Annotated in this window: 12 protein-coding genes; 4 read left to right on the top strand and 8 right to left on the bottom strand. The window is 54.6% G+C overall.

What is annotated here, in order from left to right:
- Positions 1-72 precede the first annotated feature (72 nt).
- Complete coding sequence (locus FYC48_RS24630) at positions 73-3132, top strand: efflux RND transporter permease subunit (protein WP_149499584.1); 3060 nt, start codon at positions 73-75, stop codon at positions 3130-3132.
- Positions 3133-3772: 640 nt separating this feature from the next.
- Here the strand turns inward: FYC48_RS24630 and FYC48_RS24620 are convergent.
- The 4 genes from FYC48_RS24620 to FYC48_RS24605 all read right to left on the bottom strand — a co-directional run bounded on the left by FYC48_RS24620 (position 3773) and on the right by FYC48_RS24605 (position 8869).
- On the bottom strand, positions 3773-4150 hold the full coding sequence (locus FYC48_RS24620; protein WP_149499437.1) for a hypothetical protein: 378 nt from the start codon (positions 4148-4150) through the stop codon (positions 3773-3775).
- A 180-nt stretch (positions 4151-4330) separates the two neighbouring features.
- Entirely contained in the window at positions 4331-6136 is a 1806-nt protein-coding gene (locus FYC48_RS24615; protein WP_149499436.1) for a sulfatase family protein, read from the bottom strand.
- A gap of 397 nt (positions 6137-6533) precedes the next feature.
- The gene (locus FYC48_RS24610) at positions 6534-7160 is read right to left on the bottom strand and encodes an HAD family hydrolase (protein ID WP_149499435.1); all 627 of its coding nucleotides are present in this window, start codon (positions 7158-7160) and stop codon (positions 6534-6536) included.
- A gap of 215 nt (positions 7161-7375) precedes the next feature.
- A complete protein-coding gene (locus FYC48_RS24605; protein WP_149499434.1) occupies positions 7376-8869 on the bottom strand; it encodes a TolC family protein in 1494 nt (497 codons plus the stop codon).
- A 432-nt stretch (positions 8870-9301) separates the two neighbouring features.
- Between FYC48_RS24605 and FYC48_RS24600 the strand changes: the two genes are divergently transcribed.
- Positions 9302-11803: a TonB-dependent receptor plug domain-containing protein gene (locus FYC48_RS24600; RefSeq protein ID WP_149499433.1), complete on the top strand. Its 2502-nt coding sequence runs from the start codon at positions 9302-9304 to the stop codon at positions 11801-11803.
- Between the two features lie 396 nt (positions 11804-12199).
- Here the strand turns inward: FYC48_RS24600 and FYC48_RS24595 are convergent, their stop codons facing one another.
- The 3 genes from FYC48_RS24595 to FYC48_RS24585 all read right to left on the bottom strand — a co-directional run bounded on the left by FYC48_RS24595 (position 12200) and on the right by FYC48_RS24585 (position 14648).
- A complete protein-coding gene (locus FYC48_RS24595) occupies positions 12200-12502 on the bottom strand; it encodes a hypothetical protein (protein WP_149499432.1) in 303 nt (100 codons plus the stop codon).
- Positions 12503-12662: 160 nt separating this feature from the next.
- Complete coding sequence (locus FYC48_RS24590) at positions 12663-13439, bottom strand: class I SAM-dependent methyltransferase (protein ID WP_149499431.1); 777 nt, start codon at positions 13437-13439, stop codon at positions 12663-12665.
- Positions 13440-13481: 42 nt separating this feature from the next.
- Positions 13482-14648: an FAD-dependent oxidoreductase gene (locus FYC48_RS24585; RefSeq protein WP_235034411.1), complete on the bottom strand. Its 1167-nt coding sequence runs from the start codon at positions 14646-14648 to the stop codon at positions 13482-13484.
- A 440-nt stretch (positions 14649-15088) separates the two neighbouring features.
- Between FYC48_RS24585 and FYC48_RS24580 the strand changes: the two genes are divergently transcribed.
- On the top strand, positions 15089-16072 hold the full coding sequence (locus FYC48_RS24580; protein ID WP_390622164.1) for an aspartate carbamoyltransferase catalytic subunit: 984 nt from the start codon (positions 15089-15091) through the stop codon (positions 16070-16072).
- Between the two features lie 36 nt (positions 16073-16108).
- Entirely contained in the window at positions 16109-17407 is a 1299-nt protein-coding gene (locus FYC48_RS24575; RefSeq protein ID WP_149499429.1) for a dihydroorotase, read from the top strand.
- Between the two features lie 171 nt (positions 17408-17578).
- On the opposite strand, the gene FYC48_RS24570 is transcribed toward FYC48_RS24575, so the two are convergent.
- Entirely contained in the window at positions 17579-17779 is a 201-nt protein-coding gene (locus FYC48_RS24570) for a hypothetical protein (protein ID WP_149499428.1), read from the bottom strand.
- Positions 17780-17804 lie beyond the last annotated feature (25 nt).

The following is a 17804-nucleotide window of genomic DNA, read 5'->3' as shown; positions in this document are numbered from 1 at the left end:
ACAGACGACGCGTCAAAGCCAGACGGTGAATCAAGCAACGAGCGGAAGGGATTTTCGGATCCGATCGCCTGGATGGCCCACAATTCGATCGCCGCCAATCTCCTGATGTTCATCTTGCTAGGCGGAGGAATATGGTCCGCCTTTGCGATTCAGAAAGAAGTCTTCCCCCAATTTCAGCTAGACATCGTCGAAGTTAGCGTGGGCTATCCTGGCGCCTCACCGGAGGAGGTTGAGCAGGGCATCCTTCGACCGATCGAAGGAGCGATCCGGAGCGTCGAAGGCATCCGTGAAATCACCAGCGAGGCTCGTGAAGGACGCGGCCAAGTTTTGATCGAACTGGTCGCCGGTGAACAGCGGATGAAGGCATTCCAAGACATCGATCAAGCGGTCAATCGTATCCGCACGTTTCCCGACCAGATCGAACAGCCCGAAGTCCGGCTGCAATCCGAGCAACGTGAAGCGATGCAAATCGCGCTTTACGGCCCGATCGATGTCTGGGCATTGCGACAACTTGCCGAACAATTGCGCGATCAACTGCAGTCTCACGAGCAAATCACACAAGTCGAATTGCGACGCGTTCCGGCCTATGTCACACACATCGAAATCCCACGCCAACGGTTGCGTGAATACGGCCTGACGCTTTCTGATGTTGCCACCACTATCCGGACTAGCAGCCAAGACGTTCCCGCTGGCAGCGTGCAAACCAACGCGGGTGAAATCTTGCTACGGGTGAAGGCAAGAAAGCAGTGGGCGGACGAATTTGCCGGTATGGAGATCGTTAGCGGACGTGACGGACCGGCGGTAACGCTGGGTGAGATCGCGACGATCCGAGATGGGTTTGAAGAAGTCGGCTTTCATTCCCAGTTCAGTCAAACGCCTTCGGTCGAACTGGACATCTTTCGCACCGGATCTCAATCGCCCAGTGACGTCGCCAATGCCGTCGCGGAAACGATGGAAGGTTTCGAATCGGTGTTGCCACCGGGCGTCAAATGGCGAGTCGATCGCAACAACGCCGAAGAGTTTCGACGCCGTCTGAATCTCGTGATCGAAAACGCGATCATGGCGGTCGTCATCGTGCTCTTGATTCTCGCTTTGTTTCTCGAATTTCGCTTGGCTTTCTGGGTGATGATGGGAATGGCGGTTTCCTTCATCGGGGGATTGCTACTTCTGCCAATCGCAGATGTTAGCGTGAACATGATCTCGTTGTTCGGTTTTTTGGTTGTTTTGGGGATCGTCGTCGATGATGCCGTAGTCGTCGGCGAAAATGTCTACGAAAAACGCCAGGAAACCGGCGACAACGAACGTGCCGCGATCGAGGGTACACGTGAGGTTTCCGGCCCGGTCGTGTTCAGTATTCTGACGAACATCGTCGCGTTCGTACCGTTGATGTTTATCCCCGGGGAGACCGGCAAGTTTTGGGCGCCGCTACCGGTGGTCGTAATCATCGTCTTGGCTCTCTCGCTGCTCGAATCCTTGTTCATTCTTCCGGCGCACTTGGGGCATGCTCGCAAAGCAGGCCGCCAGGGCGGAATCGGGGCGAAGCTACACGGTGCCCAACAGGCTTTCAGTCGAGGCTTCAATCGGCTGGTCGAAGTGCTCTTTCAACCGTTGCTACTTGTTTGTTTGCGCTATCGCTACATCACCGCGTCGATCGCGCTCGCGATGTTCCTAGTTGTGACCGGCTATGCGACCAGTGCTCACATGGGCATGATCCTGATGCCCGAAGTTTCCGCCGACGAAATCGAAGCCGGTGTCCGAATGCCCGTCGGGACGACCCAAGATCAAGCGGCCGAAATTGCCGAGGCGGTGACGAAGGCCAGTTTGGAAATGTTCGAGGAACATCAGCTTTACGAAGTCGCCGAGGGAATCAAAACCAACGTTCGCGGACAGAGTTTTATCGATGTCGAAATCGTGATGAAGCCGCCCGACCAGCGTGACATGACCGCCAAAGAAGTGATCGAATTGTGGCGTGAGTCGATCGGTGATTTACCCGGGGTCAACCAAGTCACATTCGAAGCCGAGAGCGGTCCGGGCGGTTATCGCCGAGCGATCAGTATCGACCTCAGCCACAGCGACATCGGTGTTCTGGAAAAAGCGTCTCAGACGCTGGTCGAACGGTGTGAATCGTTCGCCAATGTTCGCGACGTCAGCGATAGCTACAACAAAGGAAAGGTCCAATACGATTTCCGTTTGCGTCCCGAAGGCCGCGCACTCGGGCTGACCGACGAAGAACTAGGTGACCAACTCCGTGGTGCCTTTTTCGGATCACTAGCACTCCGGTTGCTTCGTGGGACCAACGAAATCGAAGTTCGCGTGAAATTGCCCGAAGACGAACGTGAAGACATCTACAGCCTCGAAGACTTGATCATTCGCACACCCTCGGGCGCCGAAGTCCCACTTCTCGACGTGGCGGACGTAGACGAAACCTCGGCATTTCGTTCGATCGACCGACGCGACGGGCGCAGGGTCATCAACGTTTCGATGGACGTCGAACCCAAACGTGCGGTGACTCAGGTGATCCAAGCGTTGCGAAGCGAGGTTCTGCCGGAACTCCGTGAAAGCTATCCGGGGATCACCTGGAGTTTTGAGGGCAGTGATGCGGAAATGCGACAAGCCACGTCATCGCTGTGGGGATCCTTTGGTCTCGCCCTTGCGGTGATTTACTCCTTGTTGGCGATCGCGTTTCGCGGTTACGTTCAACCGCTGGTAGTACTGGTCGCGATTCCATTCGGAGTTGTCGGCGCCGTTCTCGGACACATTGTCCTAGGCTACGACATCTCACTGGTGAGTTTGATGGGAGTGATCGCGTTGTCGGGTGTTGTGATCAACGATTCGCTAATCATGATCGACTACGCCAACCGCCGGCGCAAACATTGCTCGGCGTTCGAAGCGATCTCGCAAGCCGGCGTCCGGCGGTTTCGTCCCATCTTGTTAACGACCCTGACCACATTTGGTGGTCTCATGCCGCTGATTTTTGAAGACTCCCTGCAGGCTCAGTACATCATCCCAATGGCGATCTCGCTCGGGTTTGGCATTTTGTTTTCGACCGCGATTATTTTGGTCTTGGTGCCGTGCCTCTACTTGATCCTCGAAGATCTACAAGCTCCGTTTCGCAAACGGGTTGATTCATAGCGTTCGGCCGATCAACCGTGGCTAATCGCACCAACAATACAGCGCGCCACCATCAGCCGATCGGCGTTAGCCGCGGTTTCGTCAAACACAGGCATTACTGCCTATTACAAATCGAGCAACATCCCGGGTGCTTGCAAAAACTGCATTAGCTATCCCGGTCCTTTCGATCTTGAACTTCACTAGCGTAAAGTATCACTTGACCTAAATCCTCGTCTGTATTGATGCACTTCCAGTCGCCACCAACAGACCAAACCGGCCTGTCGATAAACTGTGTAAATTTTTCTCTTAGCGCACGCGTGCAGTTGGCTTTGATTTGGTCCCGAATCTTTGAACCATTCGCATTCGTTGCTGTCACGACAACATGAACGTGGTTGCTTCGAACACTAATCTTCCAGAGTGTCCATCCGCGGAATTCAGATAGACGAACGACTTCGTGTTCAACGACCGAACGTTGAGACTCATCTAGCAGAATTACATCGTGATTAAGTCGGTCGCGATGCCACTGTTCGAGAAGCGGTTGGGGTCGCTGAGGTCCTCTCCCGCGTGATCGCCACCATCGGCTGTCACCCTGAAGAAAAGTTCCGTAAACGGTGAATGTCAGAAAAAACGCGAGTGGGGCGTCTGACATCGTCTTGCTTCCTCAAATTATCCGAGATGCGATTGCCACGGTTACTTCATACGCATCAACCGTGGCTAACGCCAAACGGCTAATCGCACCGACAAAACAGCGTGCCCACATCAGCCGATCGGCGTTAGCCGCGGTTTCGTCAAACACACCAACCCTGGCTAACGCCAGGCGGTTAATCGCACCAACAAAACTGCGTGCCCACATCAGCCGATCGGCGTTAGCCGCGGTTTCGTCAAACGCATCAACCGTGGCTAACGCCAGGCGGTTAATCGCACCAACAAAACTGCGTGCCCAGATCAGCCGATCGGCGTTAGCCGCGGTTTCGTCAAACACACCAACCCTGGTTAACGCCAAGCGGCTAATCGCACCAACAAAACTGCGTGCCCACATCAGCCGATCGGCGTTAGCCGCGGTTTCGTCAAACAAATCAACCGTGGCTAACGCCAGGCGGTTATCGCACCAACAATACAGCGCGCCATCATCAGCCGATCGGCGTTAGCCGCGGTTTCGTCAAACCCATCAACCGTGGCTAACGCCAAGCGGTTGATGCGTTGTGCTATCGGCTGCTCGCTATTGGATCTCCATGTACTCCTTCATTCGATCAACATAGCCATTGTGGCTAAAATTGCATTTTTTCATTGAGGCTCGGTAGGGTTCAATTCCATCACCGATCCAGTCAACCACATTGAAAATTTTGAGCGAGGCATAGGAATCGCTTTCGAGCAACTCGTTCCAACACTTCTGCGCGGCCTGCCTGTCGCCGTCTCGGTACAAAATCCACGCGGCCATCACCCGGACGTGATGCGACGAATCTTCGAGGCATGCCCGAACCCGATTCAGGTCAACTTCATGTTTCGGCTGCAGATTAAACAGCCCGACGATGCCCCAATAGCGTACTCCGTCGTCGTCGCTATCGAGGTTTTTGTAGAGTTGATCCAAATTTGCGGGGTCTTGCTCGACGGCTGTCGACGCGGCACTTTGCAATGCCTCGACATCGTAAAGTGACTTGGTGCGAACCATTTCATAAATCGTTTTGCCGGATTGTTCACTGCGACGAACCACTTCGCTTTCCGGCAACAGCCCGGCATCGAAAATCTCGCGTTGCCATTGATCGAGAGCTTTCGACAGTCGATTGACGTCGTCGGAGTATTTCGGATCATCGATCAAGTTGTGAACGTTGTCAGGATCTTGATGGGTGTCGTAAAGTTCCATCGGTGGTTTCGTTCCAAAGAATCGGCCCGTGATTGCGTCCGTTTTTCCGGCACGATGATGTGCCTCCCAAGCCTGGGTCGCTTCCATTCGCCACAAGTAATTCAAATGCTGGCCCCACGGCGCGTAGGGCATGTAATTTCGAATCAATAGAAACCGTTGATCGCGAACAGCTCGTACATTGTCACAGCGTTCATCCATACGAGTTCGAAAACTAACGTGGTACTCGCGCGCCTCCTTATTAGGTCCCAAAAAAACCTTGCCCTGTAGATAGTCGGGCTTTTCGGCACCGCACAGGTCCAACCAGGTTTTCGGCATGTCAACAAAACTGACTAAATCATCGACTTTTGAACCTGGGTCTCCGGGACGAAGATGCTTGAACTTTTCGGGGATCCGAATGATCAACGGGCAGTGAGTCCCGCTGTTGAACAAGTACCGTTTGCTACGTGCGATGACTCCACCATGATCAGAATTGTGAATCACAATGGTGTTTTCTGCCAAACCGGACTCTTCAAGTTTTTTCAGAGCGGTACCGATTTCCGAATCCATCTTTTTGACGGCGTCATGGTAGTGTGCGTAATTCTTGCGGATCACCGGGATGTCGGGGTGATACTTTGCTAAACGTACGTTTTGTGGGTCACGCTTCGTTTGATTGACGTCGCCGAATGCTTTTGATTCATGAGATTGCGTGCTATTGATCACCATGAAAAACGGCTGGTTGTTCTTCAGCGATTCCCAGTCGGTTTTCTTCGTATCCCATGGGCTGCCGTCGTCACGTCCACCAATGTTGTAGTCCGTCTTACGATCGTTGCCGACGAAGTAGCCAGCCTCTTTCAACAAATCTGGATAGTACTTGATCTTGTCGTGGGGAATCGGATAGCGACTTCGCATCGGATGAGTGCCCATCGAGATCGCATGGACCCCCGTAATCCACGTGCTGCGTTGCGGCGCGCAGACCGGGGCGTTGGCATAACAGTGCATATACTGAAAGCCTTCTTTCGCCAACTGATCGATGTTGGGTGTGTCAGCGTGTGGATTGCCGTAACATCCGACCCAATTGACGTTGTTGTCCTCGCAGGTCAACCAAAGAATATTGGGGCGATCATCGGCGATGGTGAGCGAGCAAACGCTCCAAAATAGTAGTGCAATTGAGAGGCAGCGATTCATCGAAGTCTGTTCCTTTATGGCTTCCGCTGAAAATCGTGGGAGGGAATGGCGTGTCGCAGAATTGAACGCTCCTACCGCCGGCCGCGACAACCCTGCCGGTCGTCATACTAGCCTGTACGTCGCATATTCGATCTTACTAACGCCTCGTACGTCCACCCGGACGCACCGGTATCGGTCCACCGGAAGGCCGCTAAGATAACATTGCCGAGCGATCGTTGCACAAATCAACGAAAAGATGTCCGCGAGGACGGGAGATCCCAGGCGACGTCTCAAAACCATCCCAAGAATTAGTTCGTTCTCGCAGCGTTCGGCAATGTCCACCTGCAGGCCGATACCTGGATTTCGCATCCCAGGCACGATGCGACGACAACAGGGTTCAATATGCCAGTGCGTGTCTTCAGGGAAGTTTCAGCTCACGCGAAAGCACGTCAAACGCAGGCTCCCCGCCAAGACAACAGTGCGCGTTCCATCCTCGATTCACCGCAGCAAGGACGTTTTCCGGCTTGTCATCAATGAATAAAATTTGCTCGGCCGCGACGCCGGATTGAATTTCCGCCACTTCGTAAATCGCTGCGGCCGGTTTCATCGCTCCAACCCGACAACTAAGAATCGTGACGTCAACTTGAACCTTCGAGACAGCCCAATTCTGGCGTCTAATCCAATCCCAATGCGCCTCGCACGTGTTGGAAAGGATCCCAATCTTCCCAATCTTTTGGCGTGTCTGCTGCAGCAAGCGAACCATCGACTCGATGGGAGTAAACATGTCACTGATCGCATCCAGAATTGCCTGATCGGTAATCGAGCTTTGCTCAGACGTTGCAAACGCTCGAAGCCGCTGTGTAAATTCAGCACCGGTCAATTCCCCATGTTCATAACGTTCTTCCAACCCGCTGGCATAGAGGACCTCCCAAGCCTTTGCCTCGTCGATCCCAAGCAACCGCCCTAGGTTTCTCGCTGCGATTCTAGGATCAAAGGAAACGAGGATATTGCCGAGATCGAAATAGACAAATTGAATGTCGGTCATCAATGAATGTGAATTGGCTGAATGGCTAAAGCGTGAGAATGTTCGATTGGTTCATCACGATGGACGGCGTCCTTGGATGCCATCGGTTCGAACTAAGTTGCGTATCTGAAAATCAATGGGGCCGACACGCAAGCAACGGTTACGAACAACGCATCAACCGTGCCAAACGGCAAATCACGTAACCCTGACATCGGTCGCACCCACCAGACTTTTGCTTACCGAGCTTGCCAACCCGCAGGGATCACCTGCGATGAATGTCGTGGTCCTCCTAACGCAACGAACAATTCAATCGCCACATGACCGAGCTGACGTTCCAACTCGTGCTGCTTGAAATAGCGATCGATCAATTGACTCTGAATGTCGATGAGATGAGTCGCTTCGAGTTGTCCGGCATCGAATTGCCGCAATAGTTCGTCCAGATCCTTGTCGGTACGTGCGACCAATTCTCGTTGACGTGCAACGTGATCCTGTAGTTCAACGTAATCGGTAAGCAGCTCTTGAACCTCCGACGCCGCAGTTGCAACCACCTGATGATACCCCGCCATCGCTAGTTGCAGAGCCCCGACGTTTTCAGCCGTAGTCATCGCCGCATTCGGAGGTGGTTCTAGCTGAAACTGAAATGTTTCGGGCTGATCGAAAGGGATCACATCCGGCTCGGCGAACGATAGCGCCGGCTCGGCGCGTTTGGCATGGATCGATCCACGAAACGCCAACATCGGCAACGTCTCTGCTTCGGTAAGACCGGATCGTTGGCCACGAACCTTCACGTCGCGCCGGGCTTGGTCAACATCGAAACGCCAGCGAAGGCGGTCCGCCGAAACCCGATCGTCAATTCCCGGAATTGTTAGCTGTGGCTGATCTCCAACGGAATCAATCAAGGCGTGAGTTAGTGATTGTCCGATTAATCGATTGAGCTGACTCGACAACGTCCCGATCACTCGGCGTTCCTGGTCCTGACGTTCCGCGGTCGACTGACAGTGGGCGATTAAAACTTCAAGTTCTGTGGGATCGATCGATCCGACTTGGACTCGTCCCCGAGATTCATCGACCACGTCTTCTTGTTCATCAAGTTCACGAATCAAAGTTTGCAGCCGATGATGATGGTATCTCGCATCGACGATCACATGGGCAATCGCTTCGAGCAATCGTTCTTGGGCGACCGGGAAGGCTGAGTTGGGTGTCGGTGCAAACCCGCCTTCTTGCAATCGCTCAAAAACTTGGTCCGAAGAGCTGACATTTTGAATGGCGATACGTTGCATCCAGCGCAACCGTGGATCATCAAACACCTCCCACGCGGCGAGTAGTTGATCGTCGTTCAATTCTCGCAATGTTGCCTGAACGACCGCTTGAGACGCGCGACCATCACCACCAATCCATGGCCTTGGCTGCTCGTTTTCGAAAGCAGCCCGGTGACGCCAGTCAGGCGTCCGATTGGGATCGGCGTACGCGTATTGTGGCGTTGCCTCGAACTGATGTGTTGACATCGTTCCAGCATAGCGATCGCCCAGACCACCACATCCGACAACACTCAGTACACCGACTAAGATTGAACCACCACGTACGATCACGCTGGCGCACATCTTGCGACCAGTGATGTTTCGTTGAAACAACTGGGCACGAATTCGGTCGGCGAGCTCAAAAGCCAAGACGATTCCTATTGGTGACCGCCGTTTGGCGATAAAGGCACAAGACTGTGAGTTACGGTTCATCGTTGACATGGGAGCACGAACCAAAGACCGTTTTGAAATGGCGAACGTCTGTGCTGAAGTTCATCGACGCTTACCAGTCGTTGCGACAGCGGCATTCAATGCAAGCGCCAAAGGAACGCCAGCCGCCAAAGTTTGCCTGAACCGCCCCCGGCCCCCACCGGGCTCCCTCTGTTTCACGGCGGTGAAACATTGTGGTAGGACTGGTAAGCTGCAAGGTTTCCGCCAACTTGTTCGAATTGCGGACAAATCTTAGAGCAGGTTGTGGGGGAAACCGATCACTCTCAATACACCGCGCCGGGTCGATCGCAGGGATAGCGATCCACCTGAGCAGATGGGGACACGGATGACTCCCCAAAAAAATCGCTGTGACGCCAACTATTGGGAATAGGGATGTTCCAAGTCAGGTCATCGGTCTTAGGCATAACCGCCGCAATGGCGGTATGCTGCGCAGGCCAATTCGCCCGGGCCGAAGAAGACACCGGCGTTCCCGAGGAACCCGAATTCCGATTTCTCGCGCTCGCCGAAGCGATGGCGAATCACGAAGTCCTGCCTGTTCAGTTCGAGGAGGACAATCCCTTCACGGCGCCTCCCAGCGAAACGGTCAGCGACCAAGCGATCCAGCCGATCGATGTCGGCGGCCAAGCCGATTTTCTCGATCCATCGCTGCCAAGCAACTTTGGTTTCGCGGACTGGAGTCTGATCAGTCGTCCGGAATTCAGCAGTAACACGTCCAGTCTGGTCGATTCGGCGAGCTTTGTCGAACAGCTTGAAAACGTTCAAGGTACAAGTGAAGTTGCGTTGACCGAAGCTCCCGCGGTCGAAATCGTTCCGGCGAGCACCTTCAATTTAGCGCAAACGCCGGACATCGGTGAAACGCTAGTCGAGTCGTCCGCCACGCAAACGGTCAAAGCCCGTCGTCGTAGCTCACTCGGGTTTGATCCAAAAATCCGCGGTTTCTACAACGGCCAGGTTTATACCAGCCAAGACGGCTCGTACCTGTTTCCGGCGCGAAGTGATTTGGACGGCGTGTTTTCAAAGATCGACCCCTTCTTGATCGGTAACGTACAGGTTTTCAGTGGCCCTTACACCGTTCGCTACGGAAGTGGGTTCGCGTTTTTAAACGTCGACACGATTGCCACGCCGCGCTATGAATGCGGCCCTGAACATCACCTGCGACTCGGCACCAACGTTCGGACCAATGGTGGCCAAACCTATAATTCGGCGACCGTTTTTGGTGGCGGCGAGAGCATGGGCTACTTTGCAAATCTGGGCTTTCGCAAAGGTAGCGACTACGCCGCTGGGAATGGATTGTTGGTGCCGTCCAGCTACGACGCGTTCAATCTGTTTTCAGGCATTGGATTCGATTTGGATGACCAAACGCGCACCGATTTCCGTTACACGCACATTGACGAAGACAGCACCGAATACGCGGGGCAGTTCTTCGATGTCGATGGCTTAACAAGTGACGGGCTTTCCAACAGCTTGATCCACCGCAACGACCGAACTGGGTTTTCCTACCGTATCGATTCCTGGCTCAGTAATACTGAATTTAACGGGGATACGTCCGCCGGTAGCAAACGTCGTCCCGACTTTCCTGTGTTGCAACGCGTCGACGAAGCGCTGACCAATGTGCAGCAGACGAATGACAACAGCCCCATCACTTTCCCGCCGGATCCGAATCGCCCGTTCTTTGGGACCGTCGATGGCGAGTTATTAAGCGCAGGCATTCGTGCCGGAATGACCCAGGAACTGGACCGTGACAGAACCATCGGTCTGGGGGCGGACGTACGATACATTAAGCAACAGGTCGAAGAGTTTTACGACCTCAATGGTTTCTATGACACCTCCGGAAATCCACTCGGAACGATCACCACCGGGTTGCCACAAGCTGAGATTGTTGAACCTGGGTTGTATACCGAATACTCGTTTTCGATGATCGACTTTATCGAAACCGCCATGGGCTTCCGCGTCGCATTTGCTCATACCCAAGCCGACCCAGATGATTTGAACGCCGTTTCGAATTTTCGAGACCCTGCACTTCCTCCGGCCATCGGCCCGGTCAACGAAGACTTGGACGTTTCCGATGTCTTGTTGTCCTACTTCTTGACCAACGATATCGACCTGGCCCCCAATTGGTCGCTACGGGTCGGCGGCGGCTACGCCGAACGCGTGCCGACGTTGGAGCAGCGTTATAGCGATGGCCTGTTCATCGCCATTATCCAAAGCGGTTTCAGCCGGGTGATCGGGAATCCAACACTCAGCAAAGAACGAAACTGGCAACTCGATGCCCGAGTTGACTGGGACTACGACTACGTTCGCGGTCGCTTTGGTGGTTTCCATAGTTGGATCGTTGACTATGTCACGTACAACGCAAACCTCGTTGATGACCCGCAAGGTTCGCGATTGCTACGTGCGATCAACACTGACCATGCGACGCTAACCGGTTTCGAGTATTACGGCGAGGCTGATCTTGTCGAAGGCGTTCAAGTGTTTTCAAGCTTAAACTACCTTGACGGACGTGACCGCGAAATTGATCAGCCGCTCGCAGGCATCTTTCCGTTGGAAGGGCGACTGGGGATTCGTTTAACGGACACCACGCGCGACGATCGCTGGGGGATCGAGTGGGGACTTCGTTGCGTCGACAATCAAGACCGCCTCGGAACGCTTAGCTCGGCTCCAGGCACAGGTCAAACGCGAGCCGATACGGCGGTCGTTACCTTGGAAACCGCAACCCCCGGTTTCACGACCAGTTACCTTCGCGGATACTTACGTCCCCGCGACAACGTGAATGTCACCTTTGGTGCCGAGAACTTGTTCGACAACAATTACTACGAGCACCTGAACTTGCGAATCCCGGCGGAAGGCAGTTTTGGTCAGACCGTTGTGCTGTCCCCCGGCCTGACACCCTACTTCGGAATCGAAGTGGACTATTAACCGGGCGTGAGCTGACGCTTCTATTCAGCCAAGACCTATCGGCAGTGAACACTGTTAAAACACCTTGCCGCAGCACCGTTTTGCAGATGATCCATGCTGCAACGGTAGAGTCGCGGCACGCCCCATTTGTCTTGCCCTACCGATCGTAGCTTGATGAAGGTGACTAGGCGTTAAATGTTTGCCTGCGTCCTTGCGGCATGACGGCAGCTGGCCCTAGATCGAAAGCGGATGATGATTTTGTGCCGCGTCTAGACCAGATGCCCGGGTTCGTCGAATCAGCCGTCGGCGTTCGTACGGTAATTGCAAAGAAATCGTGACTAACGATAAACGGCTAGTCTTCATTTCAATTGTTGATCGAATGCCAGAGGTAAGGTGCGGATACTCGCATCTCCATAGTCAGAACAAATAGATCGTCGTTACGATCAATGCCGACAGCCCCGAATATCGAACGACGATGGCCGGATGGTTGTAGTATTGCTGCGTCGTCCAACGAAAATGCCCGGTCCAGTCGGACACCTCATTGGGAGCGAGCGCAGCGACCAATCCATACAACGCACCGATCCCCGGAACCACCGCATCCTCGACCGAACGAAAAGCAATCAATCGCGAGATGCAAAACACGAAGAGTGCTATCGCAATTAGGTTCAAGTAATGATGCTTGACTAAATCGATCGCGGTCAGCCGTAACTTTTCAATCATGGGTCTCGCCCGGTGAATACAGGAAAGGGGGTACCATGATGGCCCAACGTTAGCGGGGCAGGGGCGCAAGATTTTTGGCCGACCGTATCGCCAGGGATTGCCGGTGTGAAACGAAAACGTTGAAATTCCGTACGAACCACATCGTCCAAAGCGACAGAAACTACTTCGCTTTCTTTTCGAACCGCAGCAGATAGTTTTCCTCAAAGCCCTGGACTTTGACTTCGTCGACAAACCGCAACCCCGACTCGATGACCTCTGCCTTAAAGGCGTCTTTCCCAGCTCGCACGTGCCCTAGCAACCATTCACGCGAGACCCCGGGGATACGTTCAAAGTCGATCAGGATCAATCGACCACCGGGCTTGAGTGCACGAGAGATTGATGCGAGAGTCTGCTGCGGTGATTCAAAGTGATGATACGTGTCACAAATAAACACCAAGTCAACCGACTCGGGTGGCAACCGAATCGACGTGTCCGTACCGAGCACTGTCGTCAAGTTCTCGATGCCTTCATTGGTCGCCCGATCGGCGATGTGCTGAAGAAAGCTCGTCGAAATGTCGACGCTATAAACCCAGCCATCCCATCCGGTGCGTTTGGCAAACAGACGACTATAAAACCCCGTTCCCGCCCCGACATCCGCGATACGATCACCGGGTTTGATCGCACACGCTGCCAACACCTCGTCGCGAGCGGCGTATACCTCGCGGCTCTCGACTTCGAAACGAGCGATCCACTCGTCGACGTCCAGTTCGCTCGATTTGAAGTTCGCGTTGATACCTTCGGGAACCGACGTCGATTCAGAATTTGACGGTGGGGCGGTTGGGACATCTTGACCGCTTGCCGGCTGGGCCACGTTCGCTGCTGCAAGAATTACGCTTACTGATGCAAGAAACACGCTGCCGGAGACGGCGAAGAATTGATCGATCCAATGACGTTTCATCGTTGATGATTCTCGGGGGCTAAAGCGTTCGGGTTTAAAAATCTAAGTGTTAACTTGATAGTCTTGAACGAATGACCGATCAATATAATTTTTCAGCGTCAGACACCATCGTGCGTGAACGCTGAACTGACCGTAGTCCAGCAACGCTCGGTCATCGCCGGTATTGAGTAGTTTTAGGAAGCCTTGCTGCGGGCGAAACTCGGTCAACGGTTCGTCGTTTAGAACGGCGCGAACGTTGGACCACAACACCGGACCTTGGCGTACAGCATAAACGCCTGCCTTTGGGCAAGGGTGATCGATGATCGTCCCACAATCGCCGACCGCAAACACACGTCGATCCGACACCGCTTGCAGAGTCGGTAGGGTCGCGATGAATCCATCCGCATCCGTTTGTAAACCAAGCCTGGAAAGCACCGAAGGCGGTTCGGCACCGGTCGCCCAGATCACAACGTCCGACGCGATATGTTCTCCCGATCGAGTGTCCAGACCGTGACGATCGACACCAACCACTGACTGACCGGTGACGACGTCGATGCTTCGCTGACGCAGGAGTTTTTCGAGACGCCGAAGGCTGCGTTTGCAAAGCCCGCCCGCGATCCTGTCCCCCGAACTCACGATACAGATCTTTGACCGAACGTTCGCCCGCTGGAGATGCTGACGCAAGCACAACGAAATCTCCACCCCCGCGACACCTCCACCGACAACACAGATCGTGGCCTCGCCAGAGTTTGCATAGTTGTTTCGTGCACGATCAAGCCGAGTTAAAAAGGTTTGCATCGGCTTGATCGGGACAACATGCGGTTGCCCGGAAAACTGCTGGTGTCCTTTGGGCATCGATCCCACGCCGATTGCTAAGACGTCATAGCGAAGCCCCTCCAATTTTGACAAATGCAACTGCCGTGACTCAGTGTCCAAACCAACGGTTTCATCAATCACCAAACGAGCCCCGACGGATTCGACGAGAGCTCGCAAATCGATCCGCATCGCTTGATCGCTAAACTGCCCGCCAAGTGTTCCCGGCAACATTCCCGAATAGGTCGACTCCGCGAATTGGCTGACACAGACTAGGTCACAGTTGTCGATCGAAGAATCCGCCCATTGCTTGACCAGGTGAGCGTTTGTGTGCCCGATTCCAAGTAAGACGATTTGCTGACGTGTCACCGGCGAAAACCAACTGAGACGCTGAGAACGGTCGGGGGCATGGGACATCCATGGCCTACTGGGGAAATGTGCGTTTCGGCGATGATTACGCCATCCCATCAGTGACGCTTTCCCCCCTTGCCCCACCAACCTTTACCATATCGCCATCTCACGAGGTGTCAACAAACTGACCAACAGGCGCCGTATGATTTGCGCGGCATGGTAGACGTGTTCACATGGGCGGAACGTCGCAGAATTTCGGCGGCGCATGATTTCATTTGCCCCGTCGCAAAAAAGAGTTGCATGCATTAGGCTACGGCCCCAGCAAAGCAACGGCCGGTCCAACATCGAGTTCGGCTCGGGACAACGTTTCCCTGGAGAACCCCAGTGACGTGGCGGACTGTCCTAGGCAAGATTGTTGAGCAAAACTGCTGGACATTTTCGCCGAACACGACCCGCCGGAGTGCTTTCAAGCGTCACAGACTGAACGCTTTACTCGGACGTACATGATGGCATCGGAACGCAACGCGCCGGACTTGACCGGCTATACGGATTCTTGGCAACGCCGCCATTTGCTGGATCTTGAGTCACTATCGGCGGATGAAATTCGGACGCTTCTCGACGTCGCCCAAGAGCTGAAAGAAGCGACCGAGGGTTGTCGCCGCAAATTATCGTTGTTGAGTGGCAAGACGTGTGCGAACCTGTTTTTCGAAAACAGCACACGGACTCGCAACAGCTTTTCACTAGCGGCCAAACGCCTCGGGGCAGACACGGTAGAGTTCGGTTCGTCTGGATCGAGCACCGCGAAGGGAGAGACGTTCGCCGACACGGCAAAGACGATCGAGGCGATGGGAGTCGACTGGGTGGTCACCCGACACTCCACCCCGGGAACGCCGAACCTACTTGCTCGGGAGTTGACGTGTTGTGTGATCAACGCCGGCGATGGCCCGCACGAACATCCGACGCAAGGCCTGCTGGACCTTTTGACCATCCGCCAACACCGGGGCACTCTGGAAGGCTTGACGGTCGCGCTCGTCGGCGATATCGCCCATAGCCGAACGGCGCGGAGCAACATTTGGGGTCTGCGAAAACTCGGCGCCCATGTGATTATCTGCGGCCCGCCGACTTTGGTCAGTCCGCGTTGGCAGGAACTAGGGTTCGAGGTCGCACATCACCTGGACGAAATCCTTCCCCGCTGCGACGTCTTGAATCTTCTGCGAATCCAGTTCGAACGTCAAAACGCGCGGCCGTTCCCAAGCGTTCACGAATACGCCGCACTGTACGCGATGAATGCCAAACGAATGCGATTGGCAAAAGACGACATCCTGATCATGGCTCCCGGACCGATCAATCGAGGCGTCGAGATTACACCAGAGGTCGCCGACGGTCCCCATTCGGTGATCTTGGAACAAGTGACCAATGGAATCGCTGTGAGAATGTCCGCCTTGTATCTATTGTCGGTCGCGGACGATCGGTTCCGCAACCAAGCTTGACCGATCGCCCACCCTACAACGAGCATCCACTGATCGATGAATAAACCGGTTTTGATTTCTGGCGGGACTTTGGTTGATCCGAGCCAAAATTTGAATCGTCCGGGACGAATCTTGATTCTCGATGGGCGCGTTGCCTCCATCGATCCTGCGGACGGTGACCTGCCGGCTCAATATGATACGATCGAAGCCGGCGGTTGCTTGGTGGCTCCGGGCCTAGTCGACCTAGGCGTCGAATTGCGAGAGCCGGGATTCGAAGAAGACGAGACCATTTTCAGCGGCAGCCAGGCGGCACTGGCCGGTGGCTACACGTCGATCCTGGCGACCGCAAGTACGTATCCGGTCATCGACTCTCACGCGGCAGTCGAGTTTGTCAGGCAGAAAGCGGCGCAAGCAAGCGGCGCAAAGATTCACGTCATCGGATGCTTGAGCAAAGGCCAAAAGGGCGAGCAAATGGCGCAGCTTGGGCTGTTGTCCGAAGCCGGCGCGGTCGCCTTTAGCGATGCCCCCCGGGCAATCCACAGCGACGCGCTTCTGAAACGAGCACTGGAATACTGCCGGATGCTTAACCGCCCGATCTTCGACCGCCCTGAGATTCCTGAGATGGCGGCCGGTGGTGTGATGCACGAAGGTCAGGTCTCGTTGGTGCTGGGGCTGAAAGGCTTGCCGACCGAGGCAGAAGACTTAGCGGTAGCCCGTGACGTCCGCTTGGCCGAAGCAACTGACGGCCGCTTGCATGTCGGACCAGTCAGCACGATGGGCGCCGTTGACATGTTGCGCCGAGTCAAATCACGCGGTGTCGTCGTAACCGCTTCGGTGTGCCCACACAACCTGATGCAAAGCGACCGACTGATGCGGACTTACGAGTCACGCTATAAAGTTCACCCGCCGCTGCGGAGCCCGAACCACGTCGCAACACTTTGCCAAGCTGTCAAAGATAAAACGATCGACGCGATCCAGTCCGGCCACATGCCTCGCAGTCGTGAAAAGATGATGAACGACCTGGACGAATCGCCCTTCGGTGTCTCGTCGCTGGAAACATCCTTTGCGACCGCCGCGACTGCCTTGGTACGATCGGGCATTCTTGACTGGGTCGAACTGATCGATCGTATGTCCACGCGACCGGCCGAGATTGCCGGGATCGACGGGGGCACGCTAACAGTAGGCTCGCCCGCCGACGTCGTCGTGATCGATCCCAATGCCGGATGGAAAGTCGACCCGGGGAAGTTCCAATCGACGTGTATCAGCACGCCGTTTGAAGGCATGGAACTGATCGGCAGAATCCAGAAAACGCTGGTCGACGGGCTCGTTCGCTATGACGCTGCGATCCCTGTTTGAGGGGATCCACGCTTATCAATACCGATGTCAAAGGCGACCGCCGTCCGCTGACTTGTTCCTCGCAAGCAGTGCGAGATGAGGTTTCGCCACATTAAAAAGACTTGGCCGGTCGCCCAATTGCGCGGTCACCACCGCGCAATCCTCTGATGCAACCGTACCGGACCCGACGTCTTAGATTCGGGCCTGCGACTGAGAATGCTGAAGTTCTTCGGCACCGGGAACGATCTTGGTGACGCTGACCTTCGTTCGGCGAAGCTCGTCGATTTCAGATGCCATCTCCGAGATCAAATTTGCGATCTCAGTCCCCGCCGACTCTCCGATATTGTTCATCAGAGCTTTTCGAGAATTAAATGTCAGTCCTTGTCGGTTCATTGCCTATCCCAACGATGTTGAACAA

The sequence above is a fragment of the Roseiconus lacunae genome (assembly GCF_008312935.1).
Lineage (GTDB): Bacteria > Planctomycetota > Planctomycetia > Pirellulales > Pirellulaceae > Stieleria > Stieleria lacunae.
This window is presented reverse-complemented; position numbering and strand designations above follow the sequence as displayed.